Below are 20,849 nucleotides of genomic sequence, written 5' to 3' on the forward strand. Positions count from 1 at the left end.
ACATCACCATCACCGATCAAAATGGTCAAACGGTTATTACCCAAGCCACCGTGCTGGCCGATGGCAGCTATCAGTTAGCCGATGTGGATGTCAGCGCGTTAGCCGATGGCCCATTAACCATTGAGGCCACGGCAGTCGATAACAACGGCAACCCTCTCGCGGCCGACACATCAGCCACACTTGATGCGGTTGCCGGTTCATTAGATATCGCTGCGACAATCGATAACACCGATGGTACGCTTGACCTCAGCGGCACCACCACGGACGTTGCCGAAGGCACCGTGATTAACATCACCATTACCGATCAAAACGGTCAAACGGTCATTACCCAAGCCACCGTGCTGGCCGATGGCAGCTATCAGTTAGAAGGTGTCGATGTCAGCGCGTTAGCCGATGGCCCATTAACCATTGAGGCCACTGCGGTGGATAACAACGGCAACCCTCTCGCGGCCGACACATCAGCCACACTTGATGCGGTTGCCGGCTCATTGGATATCGCTGCGACAATCGATAACACCGATGGTACGCTTGACCTCAGCGGCACCACCACGGATGTTGCCGAAGGTACCGTGATTAACATCACCATCACCGATCAAAATGGTAAAACGGTTATTACCCAAGCCACCGTGCTGGCCGATGGCAGCTATCAGTTAGCCGATGTCGATGTCAGCGCCTTAGCCGATGGCCCATTGACCATTGCTGCAACGGCAGTGGATAACAACGGTAACTCATTAATTGATAACGCGATTGTCGCTTTAGATCTCACACCGCCAAGTGTTGATATCACTTCTGATCAAGCAACACTTGAGAGTGGCCAATCTGCAACGATCACGTTTACCTTTAATGAGGAAATCGCAGGCTTTGATCTGACTGATATTGCCGTGACCGGTGGCGTGCTGTCCGGATTAAAACAAGATCCAACTAATCCGAATGTATGGACAGCCACCTTCGTGGCAAGTGGCACTGCTCCTATTTCATTTACTGTGGCAAATGGCAGTTACACGGATCTCGTTGGTAATGAAGGTAGTGGCGACACTGCCAGTATTAACAATGCGCCAGTCGCGATGAATAACGTGGTTAACGGTAACGAAGATGAAGTTATTACAGGTAATGTGCTCACCAATGACGTCGATGTAGATGGCAATACCCTAACCGTACAAAGCTTTGTGATAAATGGGCAAACTTATCTAGCCGGCGCAGAAGTGATTATTGAAAACCAAGGTAAATTAACAATAGACGCCAACGGTAACTTTACTTTCACCCCTGTAGCAAATTGGAGTGGTTCACTGCCTTCTGTGACCTATACCCTAACAGATGGACAAGGGGGTTCATCTACTGCTGCATTAAACATTACTTTGGCAGGAGTAGCAGACGCAGCAATTCTGCAAGTCGGTGATGCCGTTTCAACTAAGGTCGGCGCAACCTCTATTACTACTGGCTCGAACGGCCTTTTAATAGGATCTGGCTTAAGCCAAGCCTCTATTGAACAAGCTCTTGGTTTAAGCAGTGGCTTCTTAGATGGCTTCAACCCACCTTCAGGTGCACTAAATTCATCCGGCAATATCAATGTTATCGATGGAAACTATACGTCAAGTACGGTTAGTTTAAATAGCGGTATGTCGGTTGGCTTTAATTGGAATTTCATTAACGGTGAAAACATTGCAAGTGAGATCCGACAAGGCTTTAACGATTTTGTGTTAGTCATTATTACCGCACCTGATGGTAGTAAAACCACAGAAATTATTACCTCAGCAGAGTTCTTGGGCGCAGGCGTTAATGGTAATGGCACCTTTAACTTTACGGCAACGCAAGATGGTGACTATAAGTTTGACTGGCTTGTCCTCAACGGTAGAGATAGCGGTAAAGATTCACAACTGAACTTATCGTCAAGCACAATCACAGTGAATGGCGTTACTTATGGCGATATGGTTGATTTAACGATTAATGCCGCACTTACTGATGCCAGTGAAAGCATGTTAATCACTATCACCGGTATACCCAGCAACGCCCTGCTCACCGCGGGTATAAAAAATGCTGACGGTAGCTGGACCCTAACCCAAGAACAATTGGAAGGTTTAAGCTTACTAACCCCGGTTGATTTTGTTGGCCAGCTTAACTTAACCGTTACGGCGACCACAACTGATGGCACTTCTACTACTGCAGTATCCGATACGCTAATTATCGACCTGTCGCAAACGACCAATACGGTTACCAGCGGCAATGATGCTTCGCAAACCATTATTGGTACTGATCAGGGTGATCTAATTAATGCTTACGGTGGCGATGACGTGATCAACGCGGATGCAGGCAATGATGTGATCTATGGCGGACAAGGTAATGACACCATTAATGCAGGCAGCGGCAACGATGTACTGTTTGGTGGTGCCGGTGACGATACGCTTATCGGTGGTGAAGGGGCAGACGTATTCGCTTGGCAACTTGGCGATCAATCAAGTAGCGGTAAAGCGGCTGTTGATGTCATTAAAGATTTCAGCACAGCACAAGGTGATGTCATCGATTTACGTGACTTACTTCAAGGTGAAAATAGCGACAACATTACCAATTACCTCAGTTTTACTACTGTCGATGGTCATACCACGATAGATATTAAACATACTGGCAGTGGCAAAGTAACGCAAAAAATCACGCTGGAAAACGTTGACCTGAGTAGCTTTGGTAATGATACACAAGCCATTATTGATAGCTTGATTAGTAGTGGTCATTTAAAAATTGATGGCTAAACCTGACTGTTGTTAACCCAGATAAAACAGGCGCTTAAAGCGCCTGTTTTTATTCAATAAGCTGAGTTAACGCAATAACAAGAATGCAACTACACACGGGTAAAATCTAGAATGCCCAAGCTACTGATGCCCCTACGCCACGCTGTTGCATAGCAATGCTTAGCTGTTGATTTGGCGCTAAAAAATTTGCCCCAGTAACCGTTTTAGTGGGTGAGTAAAACGCTGTTAGATTCATCTGTACATTAGCCGTTAACGACTGGCTTAACCCGGTAGTGAAATGCCATTCCTGTACCCCGGGTGCTAAAATGTTGAATAACACCTGCGATGATGGAATAGGTTGCTCACCGTAAGAAACACCAAACCGGATCTTTTGCTGCTCGGTTCGCTGCCACTGATAGCCCACTTTATATACCGTCATATCTTGCCAACCAAAGCCTGCACCATTCGACGCACCCAAAGGAGCCGACATAATATTACCGATCGGGTTTGCCACACTGCTCACTTCGCCGTAATTGATATGCTGCAGATCTAACAATAATTGATGCGACCGATTAATTTGCCACGCCAAACCGACTTGTAAGGCGCTGGGTAAATCAAAATCGCCCTGCTCGGCAAACAAACCCGCATATTGATCGAACTCGCCCATGCTGACCGCAGAACGATAACTGGCTCCGACACTGAATGCATCCGACACTAAATAGGTTAAACCTAATTGCAAGCCAATACCGCTACTGAAATCGGAGCCATTATCTGACAACGAAGTGGGTGCTTGAGAAAACGGTGCAAAACTCGCCAGTCCTTGCGCTGAAAACTGCTGAACAACCAGCACCGGCGCCACACCTACGCGTAATTGTTCGGTCCACTGATAACTTAAGGTGGGGCTAACAAATAATTGCTTTAAATCCACCCCCGTCGTGCCCGCATAAAAAGTGCCTTCGGGCATAGCGTCGGCTTGGTATTCCGTATTCATACCGCCGTTAGCATAAATTAATATGCCCACATTCACTTGATCGTTTAATTGCTGGCCAAAAGCAAACTCGGGAATAGCAAATAACGTTTTTGCGCTTCGCTTACCCGGACCTTGTAAGTAAAAAGCGCCAGGAAAAAACTCGTTAACCTCCGCCACCGCATAGTTGCGATCGGGGGCAAATAACTCTAACCCTACTGACAACTCGCTCCCTTTTACCTGCAAGTTAGCCGGGTTATTCGCTGCAGACATCAGCTCTTCTGATACCGCCACCCCCGCACCCGCCATACCTTTATGCGTCATGCCATAACCGTGGGTAAAATAGCCATTGGTTGCAAAAGCGGGAGAACTCAGAAAAATACTGGCCGTTACTACACTCACTACTAAACGTTTTTTCATGGTTACTACCTACCCAGACTATAAAAGGCAGACACCATAACGGTTTTCTCATATAACAAAAAATAATTTAAAACGATTACATATAGCAAATCGAAATATGGCATCTCCGACATTGCTAATGCTGCAAGCTCAGCCGAAATAGACCGCGACCACCTAAAAAAACGCAGCAACAATTCAGCTTATAAACGCCCCTGCTGCTGGCGATTAATGGTTGTCACCTTACCATCGGTTAGCTCTATCGATAATAAAAACTCGCCGCCGACATCGGCTTTGGTTTTATAAGACCAGATCTCAACTGATTTGCCGCGCTCAATGTGATTAGTACTGACACCTACGGTAAGTTGCTCTTTCAACAGAGGCTGACCAAGCCGCTCAAGTACCTCAATGCTTGCCATACCGCAGCGCAATAACTTACCGTCTTGCAACCGAAAACTGCAATTCGCAACCGCAGACACGGTAAAAAACATACCTAGCAATACAATACTTAATTTCAGTCGCATCGTTGCCCCCTTTAATTACTGTCCTTTTAACATAGTACATTAAGAGTACTATACATTTAGCCAACTCAAGTACCCATTTTAGGTTTAAGTTGGCGTATTGTCTTTTCAACCGACAATGAACAAACATATTGTTTGCTATTAAAAAAACCATAATGTTTTAGTGTTTAACTTTAGAGAATGTGTTCACAACAAAGCGCCATCAATTCTTGCCAAGGCCCGACACTCATCGCCTTTAGGGACGTTCGCACTCAATTCGCAGGTAAGTTAAATAGCAAGCCGGTTACTCCAAACTGACGGCGTAAGATCACGCCTCGCTTTATTATGCTAAGCGCGATAAAAAAATACTCAAATCTTAAATGGCGAGATAATATAAGAGTCATTCTGCTTGCTCAGAAGCCATAAAAACCAAATCAAGGAATGAGATATGCTCAAAACAAAAATTATAGCGGGCTTAATTACAGGCTGTTTGCTAAGCGCATGCGGTGGAGGAAGTAGCTCAAGTCCTGATGTGCCACCGGGTAATGGCAATGGCTCAGGTAATTCAACATTAACTTTTCAAGCGAATGTGATACAAGAAACGATGTGTGGTACAACGAGCAGCTCCTCCAATGCTGAACTGCTTGTGCATGATCAAAACTGGAAAGTATTAAGCCGCCATAAAGCTGACGCTACAGGCAAAATCTCTGCCTCTATTACCGGTGCTAGTCACGCCAATATCAGTCTTATTACTTTTAGTACCGGCAGCAATGCCGAGTTTGTCGTCAGTTCGTATGCTCAGCATCCCGTTGTCAATCTGGGCACAATTCTGATCCCGGGCAAAACTCAGCAAGGCTGTGAATGCCAAAGCACTAATGTGCGGGTAACCTCGTCTGTCGGTACGCTTAATACGTCATCTGTTCAGCTAACGGGTTTTAGCTCGCCAGAACAACGCAAAACGCTACTGTCTAATAACGAGGTGATGTTTGAGCAAGTGGGCTTATGCCGAGCAACAAATGGCAGTTGGCCTTTACTTACGGCCTTTGCCAATAATGGCACGCCTGATGCCATTGCCGGCAGCATCAGACAATATAACGTAAACAATGATGTTGAATTACTCCTAAACCAGAGTGCTGCGGCCTTACCCATCAGTATCAATAGTAGCAATGCCTCACTGTTAGAAATACATTACACTGAAACAGGAGCATCGACGGCGAGATCTCGTTCAAATAGTAATGAAGCCTATGTATTTAATCAGCTTGATGGTGTTACTTTTGTTACGTTAAGAGCTTCACAAAGCCAATTTGATGTTGTTGATGGCGGCAATGTTTTTAGAACGTCTTCACAGCGCCAAAACCTCAACACACCTCTATCGGGCTCAGTCATTCTGAATATCCCAAACACCGATGCCATGTCGGCTTTAGAAAACTTTTTATTCCGCGACTTGCAATCGAACAACAACAGTTACAACTTAGGTTCAATACAGGGCTTTAATACTTTTTATCTTTATGCACAAACCACGCTTACGGATGGCACACGTTTTTTCCAAAGCTTTATTGGCCCATTGCAGGGCTTTTATCCTGACGAAATAGTACCTGCAGATTACGGCATAGAGAATAAACTTGATGATAATATAAGCAGCACCATTGCTGCCTCAGTGATCCGTTATGGTGATGATGAAAGCTACCAGCAGTATTTATTGAATCAAGTTGAACGCTCTGCGCTGCCATTTGCCTCTAGGATGACAGGCAAATGGTCTAAATACAGTACGGTGAGCTTACAGATCACAACAACCTCTAATTAGTGTTTAATTAAAGGCGCAGTAGATTATACTCAGTGTCAGCAACAGTACTTAGTAAAGTGCCCACTGTTGCTGGTACAAATCATTCTGGCTATTGAACCTCAGCTAACAACCGTTGCATCAGCTTTTGCAACACCGGAGAAAATATGGGTTCCATGCGACCTAGCAGCTACTGGCCCGTTACCGCCGCTATACTATTTGGATGCCTATTGTCCGCAAGCGCTCTGGGGCAACAGCTCGTGCAACCTTACCAGAACTGGACTGACGTTGTGCGCAGTAAGCCTTATGCCGAGAGCCAAGGTGTGTATGACAACGTAATGAACGTTAGGCGCTGGATCCTGACGCGTTCAGGACACTGTACCGAGCGCAATCGCCATTTGCTATTTGATATGCGCGGCAACTTTCTGGAATTTATTGAAGATGCCTCAGACTCACCGCAAACCCAGTTAATTCTGAACCAAACTCGTCAGGGTATGGCACAACAAGGACGAGTGCATGCCTGGGTGGAAGGTAATAACCAGACCCTTGGCTATCCTTTCGCGATTCGTTGCCACCAACCTTATGTCGATTTGTCGTTGGCTATTGCGCGTTATCTGGGCAAGCATCCGGAAGGTCGGCTGTCTGGCAACTGGGATGGTATAAAAGTAGGCACCCCTAAAAACCAAGCTTCACTGCATGACACCCTGCGCTTGGTGTATGCCCGTCGCGCGCAGCAAAAGCGTATTAGCCTGCCAGAAGATCTGCTAGCCGATCTGGCCGGTATGTTGATTATCGAAAGTGGTGGCGTGCGCGAGGCCCATTCAAAAGCCAATGCTAGAGGGATCTTACAACTGACCCCACAAGTATTAAAAGACTGCGGCGTTCCCCAAAATAAGCAGTTACACCGCATCGCTCAGGTCGATTGCGCGCTATGGTTATTTGAACGTAACCATCGTATGTTGCATCCTGTATTCATAGCCCGCTTCGGCCACTTGCCAGAAGAAAAACGGGAACAGGTTTATCGGCTGCTGCTGATCCAGGCTTATCACGGTGGCCCCGGCAGAGTAAGATCGCTGCTTATCGATGAAGAACTTAGTAAACCGGCGACCTATTTTGCCGAACATCATCAAGACTTCAGTGCCGGTGATATTGCTTTTGGTATGGTATTTCATAACCTCGGCCGCAATCGGCTTGGCTTCGCGTCACTGTATTACACTGCCGACATCAGAATTGCGCTGCAACTGTTAGAATCACAAAGCAGTAGCCGACTGTTTTCTTGGCAACGCTCCCAAACGCTAAAACCGATTTAAACAAGACCATAGCGTTTAGCAAAATCAATTAGAACTTTCTAATTTTGAGAGTTATCATAGCTGAATAAGATGCCGGAATTTTGAGAATTTCTATAGGTTCTAGGTATAATCGTCGTTAGTACCTGTATGACCAATGGCAAGACCTAAAGGGATACCCATCATGAAGAAACGCAGACGTTTCTGGACAGTTGTTGAAAAGTTAGAAGCGTTGATCGACAAAGGCGTTTACCCTGCAGGAAGCCGCCTGCCAGCTGAAAGAGAGCTGGTTGAGATTTATCATGTTAGCCGTCCGACGATACGCGAAGCGATTATCGCGCTAGAAGTTAGAGACAGAGTAGAAGTAAAAACAGGTTCAGGCGTATATGTCACTGATTCTGCTGGCTCAGCTCCTTCACTTGAATCTATCAGCGCATTCGAGCTCACCCAGGCTCGGGCCTTAGTAGAGGGAGAAGCAGCAGCGTTAGCCGCAGTTAAAATCCGCGACACCGAGCTTGCAGCGCTCAAGCAGGCACTGGATGATATGTCATCTTCAGAAACTTTGGATAAGGCTGATGAAGCCGATCAACGATTCCACGAGATCATTTCTAGCGCAACACGTAACAATGCCATTGTCCTGTCCATTAACAACCTTTGGAAAGTCAGACGGAATGAGCAGCAAGTCGTTGCAGCTTATAAAGATGTATGTTCGAAGGGTATAGCGCAGCGCATCAAAGAACATACTGCTATTTATGACGCCATAGCCAAACGTGACGCTTCAGCGGCAAGAACGGCGATGCACAATCACTTCGATCGTCTGATCAATGCTTTATTTGAGTCGAGTGAAGCAAAAGCCTTGGAAGAGATCAAGCGTAAAACGGATGAAACCCGAGGTTTGTATTCTATCTCACACTTAAATAAGTAGTAACGGTTAGCGTAACCCATTTCACATCTGGCACTGTTTTTTTATCCTTCATAATAGGCTCTTGACACAGAGCTTATATTTTTCTTGCCACACGCAAAAAAGCAAACCTTCCGGTTTGCTTTAACAAGTGCTTTTGCTGTGAGTTTGCTCGAGCCGGTTATCTTAGACAACCAGCCCCTAGATAGTAGAATTAAAATCTATAACTGGCACCCAAGGTTATCCGACGGTCTGTTAAGCCCTGAAAGCAAAGCAGCGCGCCTTCATTAACGCAAGATTGGCGAACCTCAGATTCCGTCACGTTGACGGCTTCAATGCCAATATTGAGTTGATCATTTACATCATAACTGATACTGGCATTAAGTTGTCCTCGGTCTTCCTGAATGACCGGGAACCCCCAAGGATAACTTGATGTACTGCCAAAATCGTTCGAACGAAACGCTTCTCGCCAGGTGTAACGCATCCGGGCAGACAAGCCATATTTTTCGTAATACAAGGTAAAGTTGTAGGCATTTTCAGATAAGTTGAGTAAGCCTTGCACGGCAGTCACCTCCAGTGAGCCTGAACCACCTGTGGATGCAGCAAAGACCTGACTAGGACGACTAGCCGAGGTATTAACCGCTTCACCACCAGAGAATTCTTGAATGGTATAGTTTGCCACCACACCAAAACCAGATGCCCAGCCCAGCTGATCTTCGAAAGCAGAAAGATCATACTGGAATGCCATTTCGATGCCTTTTTGCGTGGTCTCTTTAGTGTCATTAATAATAGTGGAGAATGGTACACAAACACCTACGTTAGAACTCACCGGACCAAACACGTTGATTAGCGCAATGGGGTTCCAGATACCGCCTTGCTCACACGCTGGACCAATAATGTCACGATAACCTGTAACAGGCTCTGAATAAGGATCATCTTGTTGCCCCACATGCACATCTTTACGTATCTTGTGGAAATAGCCGATACTAACAACTGCGGCCTGAGCAAAATACCAATCTGCAGAAATATCAAAGGATGTAACCACTTCAGGTTTTAAGTTTGGGTTACCACCAGCTACTGGTGGATTGGGGCTAGTACTAAATGTATAAGAAGTTGAAAGATCACTAAAATTCGGACGGCGAATATCCTTCCCAAAAGCAGCGCGCAGCACCAGATCGTCGGTTACATCGGCGGCCAGATTAATCCGCGGCAGCACAAAACTGTAATCACTTGAGCTAGTTTCTGCGACGATATCGCCGTTAACACTGCGGTTGCCGGTTGAATCAAGATCCGTTTTTAAATAACGTACACCAAGATTACCGCGAAGCATGCCAGTTTCAAAATTTGCCTGAGCATACAGTGCATTAGTGGATTCACTGATGTCATAAAAACCTGCAACTGATGACGTTGGGGCATTCAGTGGTCTTGTACCCCCATGGGCAGTAATGGCGTTAGCTAACGTAGTAAATACCCGATCAGGATCAGAGCCTACCAACGCCGGGTTCACCAGCAGAAAATCTTTAATATAAAGCGCTCTGCCATCTGCGGCATTAAAGTTATTAGGGCCAGTTGTCAGAATATCAGCAAACAAATCGCCACTGGGAGAATCCCTCATACTGGACAAACTAAGATTTGAGCCCACAACGTTGGACACACTGGATGTCTTGTTATAACGATAGCCTGCGTCAAGCGTAGTAAAAATCGACATATTCAAGTCGTAGCTTAAATCAACACGCATGGCATCTTCGGTATTTTCATTGGTATTATTTGCTAGTGCCACCGCTTGCAACCTGTAGTTGGCTGGGTCGAGCAAGTCAGCAGGTGCAGGCGCATTTTCTGCACCAAATGCAATGCCGAAGGCCAAGGCACCACCACTTAAGTCATACTCAAACGGGACACCATTATCGTTAGCTGACCCAATTGCCGCATTGGGATTGACAAAATTGAGTGTAGTATCAATTCGGGGGGTCGCAGAGTCAGATGAAGATGAGGATATCTCGGCGCTTATTTTAAAATTATCCCCCTGATGTTCCCCGCCTAGCCGGAATATTTTGCTCTTGGTGGCCCGGGAACTGGTGTCACTGGATAAGCGTAAATTACCGTCCGAACCGTCAGACTGAACCGGAATGATGCCTTTAAGTGCGGCTTGAATGCTGCCAAGCTCGACACCATCTAAAGAACCAAAATTAATTGTTTCAAATTCAGTTGGAACCGATACACCAATAAGATCACTTACCCCTGACGCCTGAACCCTGGAACTTTCCTCCCGACGGTCCTGATCATTTATAATCGCATCAAACCAAAATTTGTTGTTGCTGTTTGGCGCCCACTCAAAAGAACCAGCAAAATTTTTTGTCTCATATTCAAAGTTATCGTAATCCTGGATCAGAAACTGAATGGGTAGATAATGGAAACTTTGTGCACTGGCTAAACCACTGTCAGAGCGAACCAGATTATCACGGTCAGCTCGGGGGCGAAATGCGGTTACATCCTGCTCTGCATAACTGCCACTAATGACAAAACCAAACTCACCATTGTCATTTTCCCAATTATCACCAAAGGTTCCTGATAAGCGCGGTTTAACGCCATCGGTAGATAAACTGCTTTCTTCACCTTGCACTCTAAATGCGGCTAGCGTTTCACTTAACTCAAGTGGGCGAATGGTTCTTAAGTTAATAGTGCCACCGACAGAGCCTTCAATCGTTTTTGCTTGTGGCGCTTTTATGACTTCGACACCTGCAATAATCGATGCAGAAACATCTTCAAAATCAATACCACTGCGCCCTGCACCCGATCCCACCGTAGATACACCATTAATTTCAGTGCGGTTTGCATCAGTACCGCGAATTTGTACTCCCGTACCGACACCCGCTGAGCGGGTAATCTGAATACCAGTAATATTTTCCAGCACTTCCGCTAAATTTTGATCAGGTAGTTTACCGATATCTTCTGCTTGAATAACTTCAACTAAGCTGGCGGCATTACGCTTTTCTGCCAAAGCACTTGTTAAGGAGCTTCTGATCCCCGTCACCTGTATCACTTCGATATCGCTTTGTTCTACCTCTGACTCTTGGGCGTTGGCGGTAGACGCGATACCGAGTGCCGTTGTCGACAGTATCGCTAAGGTAATTTTTGATAGCATATGTCTCATTTTTGTTCCCCGTCTAAAATTGTAATTATATTTTGGGGTCGCAACTGCGACCTTAAGTTAATCGCGAACCTTTATGCCAACATTCTTAAAAGAACAACTACCGGCAATTTTATTATTATGCTTTATGTTTACACCTTATTAGAATATTGGTCAACCAAAAGGTTAACCTATTTGGTAAGAAATTCTCACCACCAATAAGCGAAAAACCAAAAACAACATAAAAAATATATAAAAATCAGATTATTACATTGTTTCCTAATGAGTAAGATTACTTTTTAAAGTACCTTAAAGAGACTATGCGACTGAAGAACATATCCAAGCTACCGATGAAATATTGGTTTAAATGTGACACCAGCATCCATCACTCAAATTAATTGGTTGACCAGTGAGGATAAACCGGTAATTATTGATGGCGTAACCAGCAATACCAAAAATCACCATAACCCCAGATTTATACCAAGTTCTATTCATCGTTCTAGTAGGAGATAAGGACATGTCTAATCGGTCAAAAAGAGTCCATCAATTCGGCAAACTCGTTATTGCCATAAATTTAGCTCTAGCTGTAACAGCCTGCGGTGGAAGTAGTGACACTAATACCACCAATATTACATCCCCACCCCCTGTGATAGTCACACCTGAGCAATGCATTAATCAGGTGTACCCAATACGCTCTGCCACTGACGCCATGGAGAACTCGGCATATCCAGCATCCAATGCCATTGATGGCAACACATCATCCCAATCCAGATGGTCAAACGATGGTAGAAATGCCGCGCTAATATTAGATTTGGGAAGCGTTAAAACACTGGGTGCACTGACCATTAAATGGTTTGAAGGGAATAAGCGTATCGCGAGATTTTCTGTGGAAACCTCTAGCGATAACATGAGTTGGACCACCGTATTAACGCAAGCAGATTCCAGCGGCAGACATAGTGGTTTTGAACTGGTAAAAATCGAGCCAACTTCAGCCCGCTATATCAAGCTAATCGGGCTTGGTAATAATGAAAACCAAAATAATGCCATTGTTGAAGTTCAGGCACATTATTGCCAAGATGCCGGCGGCAACTTAAGCAAACGTTTTCCTAATGAATTGGGTATCGAGTTAATCGACTGGTACCTGAGCATCCCTACCGATGAGGACAACAGTGGCACCGCTGACTCCATTTTTGAAACAGACCTTGCAAACGGTTATACCAATTCTGAATTCTTTTATGCCTCAGCTGATGGCGGCATTGTGATGCGCTCACCCAGTTATGGCTTTAAAACCTCTGCCAATACCAGCTATGTACGGGTTGAACTAAGAGAAATGTTACGCCGTGGCGACCGTAGTATCAGCACGCAGGGCGTGAATAAAAATAACTGGGTGTTTGGCAGTGCCTCAGCACAAGGACGGCAGAATGCAGGCGGCTATGACGGCGATTTGCGGGTTAAGATGGCGGTCAATCAGGTTACCACCACTGGCGAAAATTTTCAGATTGGCCGGGTAATCATTGGTCAGATCCACGCTAATGATGATGAGCCGGTTCGCTTATACTATCGCAAACTGCCAGGAAATGAACGCGGTGCTATCTATTTCGCGCATGAGAGCCGGGTGAAAGACAGCCAAGGTAGAAACATTGAAACCTATGTTGAAATGATTGGCTCACGTAGCAACACCGCCGCAAACCCGGTGGAGGGTATCGCCCTGAATGAGGTTTTTAGTTATCACATCAGCGTTAATTTCAACTTACTCACCGTGACGATTAGCCGTGAAGGCAAGGCCGATGTTGTGGCCCAGTATGATATGGCTGAAAGTTTGTATGATCAGGCGGGTCAGTACCACTATTTTAAAGTGGGTGTGTATAACGTTAACAATTCAAGCAATCCAGCAGAGTTTGTGCAAGCCACCTTCTATGAAATTAAAAACAGTCACACCGGATATTCGGCTAGCGAATAACATAAGCGCGGTACGAGTAACGTAAACACTACAGGGGTTTACGTTACAGCAAAAAAGAAGGCGGGATAATTCCCGCCTTGCTATTTACACTTTTAATCTCTGGGCGTTCACCCAGCAGTATAGTAAAGGTGTTATTCCACGGCTACAACCGCCTCATTAGTCGCTGAGTTATAAGGTGACGCAGAATTGTCTGTATCCAGCGAGTCACCCACGGCATAAGATTCAAAATCGTCTGAGAACAATAGGGTTCTGCCCTCCGCATCGGCATAAATAGCAATATTATCTACCGATACCACACCGGTTGCCGCTATGGTGCCGCTGTTGCTGCCAAATCTTACCGCAATGTGAGTGACACCGCCGAAGGAGTTATTGTCTGGCGTAAAGCCATCTGCTGTAAACCGCACACCGTCAACCTCAACCGTGACCACCGGATTCACTTCAAGATTGCCACCCGGGTACTTCCAGGTAATCACCACATGCATAAATTCATCTAGCAAGACGTTGGCTGCGGAGGTGTCGACACCTGCCGGGCTACGAACCGCAAAGCTATCGTCAGTGATACGCAGATCTAAAATCGCCCCATCGTTATTGGTGGCAGAATTAAACAGCGTAATATAGGCATCGCCATCACCCAGTTCATCATCTAAACGCTTGATGGCAAGCACAAAGCGACCTTCAGCCAGCGGGCCTTTGTCGGCAAGCGCATATCTTAACTCGCCGGTGTCAGTCGGATCGGTATCCCGTATTTCGGCAATTTTATTGCCCGGTGTGCCAGGGCCACTCGCTTCACCAATAGTCTCAACACTTGCCTCAGAGGTTGCTGAGTTATAGGGTGATGCCGGGTTATCTGTGCCAAGAGAATCACCATTGTTATATGACTCAAAATCGTCAGAAAATACCACATTATTTCCGGCCTTATCCGAGTAAATGACTAAGTCATCCACCGTAAATTTAGCCGTCTCTGGTCGTACGCCACTATTGTCACCAAACCGGAATGCAACGTGCGTGACACCACCGGTAGAACTGTTATCTGGCGTAAAGCCTTCAGCCACAAAACTGACGCCGTCTACTTCAACCGTTACCAGCGGATTAACCTCTAAGTTACCATTTGGATATTCCCACGTGATAACAATGTCCATAAAGGTATCTAACAACACGGTGGCCGCCGACGTATCAACATTGCTTGGGCTACGAACCGCAAAGCTATCGTCAGTGATACGTAAATCTAAGATGGCACCATTGTTATTGGTGGCAGAGTTAAATAGCGTGATAAACGCATCACCATCACCGAACTCATCATCTAAACGCTTAACCGATGCGGTAATTCGACCTTGCGCCAGTGGACCATTACTGCCAAGCGCATAACGCAACTCACCAGTATCCGTTGGATCGGTATCAATAATCACTGCAACTTTATTGGCGCCTGCGGTTTCGCCACCCACACCATTGATGGTAATTACCAGTTCTGCGGTGGTGCCATCGAAAGATTCAATGGTGATTGTATCGGTTTCGCGTTCACCACTCACTAAAGCCGCAATGGTAGCGTTGGTCGTATCAAGTAAGTAGCTCCAAGAGCCGTCTTCCAGAATAGTGAAGTCGCCAAATCGGCTGCGGAATGAGGCAGGCATAATGAAGGCTTCACCTTCATCCGGGTCTACAACAGTAACGGTTCCGGTCAAGGCTGTAGTAGCATTGCTTGCAATAGACGCAGTTAAATCAAAGAAAGCAGCTGGTGTTGGCTCAACAGTGCCGTCCCCAACATCAAATACCACAACTTCAGAGTAGATCGCTAAGTTATAACGACTGCCGACACCATCCAGGGTATCACCCTCGGCGTAGCTTTCGAAATCATCTGCGAATACGCGGGTGGTACCTGCAACGTCTGAATAAACCTCAATATCATCTACATAAAAAGAACCAAAAGGAATGGTCCGATCATTATCACCCAATCTAAATTGTACCGCCTTAACGCCATCGGCGAACCACTGTTCCAGATTAACGAAATCAGGATCAACCACCGCCGCAGTAGAGAACGACCCACCACCAATCACTTCATCGTTTATAGTCAGCGTTAATTGCTCGGCGGCATCTAAATCCCAGGTAATATTAACGTTATAAAACTCGCCTTCCACAAAGGGTGCGGTAACGATTACACCCGGATAAGCAGCACTTTCCGTGTTTCTGACCAAGAAGCGGGGTGCAATGGGCAACCCATTACTGCCCGTTTGCGAGCCTTGAATACGCAAATCAATCAACGCCTCACTGGAACTACCAGAAGAACCATACAATGTAATGTAGGCATCTTTTATATTGCCATCACTGCCCAGGGTTTCATCTTTAGCAAAAGACGCACTGAGTTTACCTTTACGTAAATTGTTGACACTAAAACGAATTTCACCAGTGTCATTACCCGTATCCGAAATCTTCACTAACTGCGTTAACGCTGCAATGCGGATCTTGATTTCAGCAGTAGTCCCGTCAATCGAGGTGATGGTCACCGTATCATTCACAGAGTTACCAAGTTCTAGGCTGGCAACCGTTTCGTTGTTCACATCGACAGTGTATGACCAATTGCCTTGGGCACTGATACTGAAGGAACCATAGTCAAGCAGCACGCTACTTTGTGCCAGAATTTCATCTTCGCCAAAGTTCGGGTCAATCACAATAACAGAACCCGTTAACGGCTCGGTGGCCGTATGTTGAATAGTGCTACTCAAGGTCCCTTCAATGATTGCAGCGACAGGAGTGTTGTTGTAGCCAATCGCGGAACCAATAATATTAAGTAAAGAGACATCCACTTTATTTGCGATGACTGACATAGTTTGTAAATTAAGCTGGGCCGTTTCAAGGGCAGCTAACAGCCCCTCTGAAAAGGCACCATCAGCCAAATCAGCCGCGATGTCGGCGATTAACGTTGCCATGTTTTTGTCAACGTTGTCGGCATCGAGTTGCGACAACAGCGCTAATACCGAGCCATAGCGGTCGGCATCTGCTGCACCAGCAGCGCCCAGCTCCACAACGCCAATCTCGGTCGGTAACACAGTTGTAGTGTCAAAACGAATACCAAAACGTGCATTGATGACTCGAGCACGCTCAGCAAAGGTGTTTAAGTTGGCACCTGCTGCCTGTACCGCCATTTCCGTTAAAGGCGACACAACATAAGAAGGTGCTGGCGTTTCTGCAGTGCCTTCCACCACATTCACTACCGACCTCAAGGTAGGCGCTTCCAGCATTAAGCCGGTTGACTCATCTTTGTAGGTACCGCCTGAACATGAAATTAAACCCGTACCTTCAAAATGCACATTAGTAAAAGTGACGCGGCCCATACTATTGGAGATAGCCGAGGCTTGAGCCGGTGTTGCCGCAACCCCCGTGTTAGTCACAGCAAATATTTCGCAATTTGCGGCGCCTATTGGCCCTTTTACCACATTGGCATTGACATCCAGAGTCGGCAGTATCACAGACGTCGATGCACCTACGCCTTCTGTAATGCCTTTTTCATCGGTATATCTGGCCGACACGGAGATGGTAGAACCTTCATCCGCTTCAGTGATGGTGTATGACGATCCCGTTGTCCCCGTTGACCACTGGTAAACTAGGGTGTCGCTTTTAATGCCGTCGGCATCCGTTACCGATGCCGAGAGGGTGGTGCCTGCGATTAAGGCGCCACCACTGATACTGATACTTCCTCTGCTATTGCCAGCCAGTTCGTTATTATCACCACCACCACAACCGACCAAAGCGGTTGCCAAGATGATGGCTATCAGAGACTGTTTAAACATGCTTTCTGCTCCTAATGGTTCAGTACTAACAAGTGGCTTAGTGACTGAACAAAAGTAATATAGGTCAATACTCGCGGGCTTCGATTTTCTTCCGCATTCTGATTCAGATCTCTAGTGAATCGATTAGTACTTCAAACTGATACCGGCAAAGAATCGCGGACCGTAGTCGTTAACTTCGCCCAAGTTACCCTGCACAAAGAAATCCTGTGATTTAGGTGCACTGAACAGGTTAATCGCTTCCACTTTTACCCGAATATTTTTGTTAATGCGGTAAGAGGCGCGAGCTTCCCATACGCCCACTTCATCAACATAACGCAGTCGGGTTCCGTCAGTGGTATAAGGCTGGAAGTATTCACTGCGATACTTATAAATAAGTGCCGTATCAAAATCGCCGATTTGATAGTAGATCTGACCACTGAATACATGTTCAGAAAAGCCAGGAACCGAGCCAGGTGGCACAATACCTGCTGTCAATTGACGCGTGGTGCCATCTAAATCGGTAATAAAGGTATTACCGTACAAGCTGTCTTCAAACTCGAAGTCCGTATCGGCGTAGTTGTAACCCAGCTTAACGCCAAGGCCATTGTCCCAGCGATAGGCTATTGACGCCTCCAAGCCGTACAGGTCACTTTCATTGTCCGTAGTGACCGAATTGGTAATCGGCAAGGTTACCGTCTGACCGTCAACAAGAAAGTCTTCCAATACGGTGCGTTGTTGGAACCCACCCTGGAACTGTTTGTAATAGAGGCTTAGCGCGAAGATAGAATCTTCGTTAGGATACCATTCAAATGCGACGTCATAATTCCATGACATCAGAGGTTTGATATTGGGGTTACCTGAACCATTCACGCCGACAAATAAGTCTGCCAAGGACGTTGGCGCTACATCATCATCCGTTTGGAATGTGCGGCTATAACTCATATCACTGGGGTTCGCTCGTGACATGCCCCGGTAAATACCGGCCCGCAGCAAAATGTTGTCACTGTAATCGACGACCAAGTTAAAGCTAGGGAGTATTTCGGTATAACCGCCGCCGCCAGTAATCGACTCTAACGAATCGCCGGTAACCAGGCTCAGCACCCCTAATTCATTGGTCACAACATCAAAGCTGTTTCTAAAACCAATTGAAGTAACGTCGGTATCAACCAGCCGCACACCAAAATTACCGCGAATAAACTTACCGAACATTTCAGTATCGTAGTTGGCCATCAGATAAGCCGACAGGGTTTTTTCAGTAACATCCTGAGTTCCCGAGTTTTGATACTCAACTTCTGGGTAGGCAAAGCTCCCACCGACTGAATTCACAAGGGCTTGTGAGAAACAGACATTATCGTAAGTGGCCCATGATGAGCCCGTACCACTGGCCACGACGTTACCGTTACTGTCGATGTGGGTAATCAGATTGCCATCAGACACGGAGGATAATAAGTCGGTTTCAGGGAAATTGATCTGACATTGCTGCAATACGTCTAATGCGGATATTGCACTTTCATCCAGCAATATTTCCGTGCGTGAACCACTACCTTGGTTACCACCAAGCTGCACAAAGCTGAGCTCTGACGCTCTCACCCCACCTTGCACACTGGAAAACACATTGCTGTCCAGCGCATATTTGAAGTCCAAGCGTGCAGAAACAATCTCGTTTTCACGCACACCTTCTCTATCAAGACGGGTGCGTAAGCTGTCTGTAAAATTTGAGATGTCGGTCACATCAAAATCAGTGACGGTAATATGCGGGATATACTTGCCCATTTCCCACATTAAAAAGGGCCGATCAATCGTTCTGCCCCGGTTAGAAATTTGCAACTCTTCACGTTTGGTTTGCGAATAACCAAAATCAGCCGTGATCGTTAAGCGGTCACTGAAAAAGTGTTCAACATTCAGGCCGTAACCAACATAATTTTCTTCACGAGAAAACTGCTCGCCGGCAGACTCAAAACGCTCTTCGCCTTGCCATTGCAGAATGCCGCCGACATCATTAACAATAAGATTTTCACCGGTGACACCCGGCGTCACGCGCTTTTGTAAAAACAGTAAATCATGACGTGCTTCCGCTTGATTACGATCCGAGATTTGCGCGTCGAAGTTGATATCCCACGCATCGGAAGGGCGATATTGTAACGCAAAAAACACAGCATCACGCTCATCAGACGTTTCGTTTTGGCGGTAACTCCGGCTACTACCCGTCCAAGCGTAAGGCGTACCCGCACTTTGTGCCTCACCCGTCACAGGGTTAATCGCGGTTTGATAACCTTGGTTACTACTACCCACCACCCGATCTTCGCAATCACCGGCAGTACTGCGGAAAAAACCTTCATTGGTGTTGGAGGGATCGTTTAAACATGCCCACAAAGAAGCGCCGGTAGGGCCTGAACTGCGATATTCCGCTTCAGGTTGGCTGATATCCTGACGTTGCACGCCAAACGAAACCCCTAAGGCCTGACCATTGTCAAACTCAAATTGGTCAACAAGGCTGAATGTCACCCGACCACCCAGATTGCCGTGTAATGAGTTGTCAATATTAGCTTCATCAGGGTTATAATTTACTTTTACTTCCCCCTGAATTTGCTGTTTACCGTAATCTAAAGGCTTAAGCGTTTCTAGGGTAATGACACCGGCCACCCCCCCTTCGATCAGTGATGCGTCCTGAGTTTTATAAATAGCCACTTTTTGCATTAACTCTGACGGAAATTGTGAGAAGTTAACTGAGCGGTCACCACTGCCATTCGTCGCTTCACGACCATTAATATGCGTGGCACTTAAGAAAGGGCCTAAGCCGCGAATCGTAATTTCTGTCGCACCGCCATTTTCACGGTGAGAGGCGGCACCCGTTATTGACTCTAAGGCTTCACCAATTGACAGTGCAGGTAAATCACCGATATCTTCAGCCGATAAACCATCAACCACCGAAGTCGCCTCACGCTTTATGGCAATTTGGTCTTGGATGGTTTTACGGGTACCAATGACCTCAATCACCTCCACTTCAATATTTTCAGCTTCTTTTTTCGGTTCAGCGTTCGTGTCTTGCGCTTTGGCAGACATCGCAATAAAACTGGTAAGAGAGACAACCAGTGCCATCTTTACCACTGTGGCGACAGGCGAAAGCCTGAAGTGTTTCTCTTGTTTACATCTGTCTGCATCATTATCAAATATCAGCGACATATCCTGTTCTCCGTTATTATTTTGTGCGGTTAGGTTTACCTGTTACCTGTAAGAAATTTATTTAACGTTCGAAATATAACCAAATCAGACCATCATATCAACCAATTATTAAATACAGATATTACCAATGTTAATTACCAATAAAAAACAAAAAGATGCAACAGGTAAACACCCCTAGAAGAAAATAGCTAAAACGCCATAAAAAAAGCGCAAACTGGTTAACCAATTTGCGCTTTGATGGATATACATTTAGCGTTGCCATTCAACA

10 protein-coding genes are annotated in these 20,849 nt (G+C 46.1%); 5 read left to right on the plus strand and 5 right to left on the minus strand.

Annotation, left to right across the window (positions count from 1 at the left end; translation table 11 throughout):
- Positions 1–2,741, plus strand: a 2,741-nt coding sequence (locus LMJ53_RS17055) for a beta strand repeat-containing protein (RefSeq protein ID WP_267867542.1), incomplete at its 5' end; no start/stop codon positions are given.
- Between the two features lie 106 nt (positions 2,742–2,847).
- Here the strand turns inward: LMJ53_RS17055 and LMJ53_RS15690 are convergent.
- On the minus strand, positions 2,848–4,107 hold the full coding sequence (locus LMJ53_RS15690) for an OmpP1/FadL family transporter (RefSeq protein ID WP_229588230.1): 1,260 nt from the start codon (positions 4,105–4,107) through the stop codon (positions 2,848–2,850).
- A 179-nt stretch (positions 4,108–4,286) separates the two neighbouring features.
- A complete protein-coding gene (locus LMJ53_RS15695) occupies positions 4,287–4,607 on the minus strand; it encodes a DUF2845 domain-containing protein (RefSeq protein ID WP_229588232.1) in 321 nt (106 codons plus the stop codon).
- 424 nt (positions 4,608–5,031) lie between these two features.
- On the opposite strand from LMJ53_RS15695, the gene LMJ53_RS15700 reads away from it, so the two are divergent.
- The 3 genes from LMJ53_RS15700 (at position 5,032) to LMJ53_RS15710 (ending at position 8,574) form a co-directional block, all read left to right on the plus strand.
- Positions 5,032–6,387 carry a hypothetical protein gene (locus tag LMJ53_RS15700; protein ID WP_229588234.1) on the plus strand — a complete coding sequence of 452 codons (1,356 nt, stop codon included), beginning with the start codon at positions 5,032–5,034 and terminating at the stop codon, positions 6,385–6,387.
- A gap of 206 nt (positions 6,388–6,593) precedes the next feature.
- Positions 6,594–7,673, plus strand: a complete 1,080-nt coding sequence (locus tag LMJ53_RS15705) for a transglycosylase SLT domain-containing protein (RefSeq protein WP_229588236.1) — start codon at positions 6,594–6,596, stop codon at positions 7,671–7,673.
- A gap of 160 nt (positions 7,674–7,833) precedes the next feature.
- Positions 7,834–8,574, plus strand: a complete 741-nt coding sequence (locus LMJ53_RS15710) for a FadR/GntR family transcriptional regulator (protein WP_229588238.1) — start codon at positions 7,834–7,836, stop codon at positions 8,572–8,574.
- 190 nt (positions 8,575–8,764) lie between these two features.
- Here the strand turns inward: LMJ53_RS15710 and LMJ53_RS15715 are convergent, their stop codons facing one another.
- Positions 8,765–11,692 carry a TonB-dependent receptor gene (locus LMJ53_RS15715; RefSeq protein WP_229588240.1) on the minus strand — a complete coding sequence of 976 codons (2,928 nt, stop codon included), beginning with the start codon at positions 11,690–11,692 and terminating at the stop codon, positions 8,765–8,767.
- A gap of 502 nt (positions 11,693–12,194) precedes the next feature.
- Here LMJ53_RS15715 and LMJ53_RS15720 point away from each other — a divergent pair.
- Positions 12,195–13,637: a polysaccharide lyase family 7 protein gene (locus tag LMJ53_RS15720; protein ID WP_229588242.1), complete on the plus strand. Its 1,443-nt coding sequence runs from the start codon at positions 12,195–12,197 to the stop codon at positions 13,635–13,637.
- Positions 13,638–13,768: 131 nt separating this feature from the next.
- Here the strand turns inward: LMJ53_RS15720 and LMJ53_RS15725 are convergent, their stop codons facing one another.
- Positions 13,769–17,419, minus strand: a complete 3,651-nt coding sequence (locus tag LMJ53_RS15725) for a VCBS domain-containing protein (RefSeq protein WP_229588244.1) — start codon at positions 17,417–17,419, stop codon at positions 13,769–13,771.
- 123 nt (positions 17,420–17,542) lie between these two features.
- On the minus strand, positions 17,543–20,581 hold the full coding sequence (locus LMJ53_RS15730) for a TonB-dependent receptor (RefSeq protein WP_229588246.1): 3,039 nt from the start codon (positions 20,579–20,581) through the stop codon (positions 17,543–17,545).
- Positions 20,582–20,849: the final 268 nt, after the last annotated feature.

The sequence above is a fragment of the Rheinheimera sp. UJ51 genome, assembly GCF_020819615.1.
In the GTDB taxonomy this organism is placed as follows: domain Bacteria; phylum Pseudomonadota; class Gammaproteobacteria; order Enterobacterales; family Alteromonadaceae; genus Alishewanella; species Alishewanella maricola.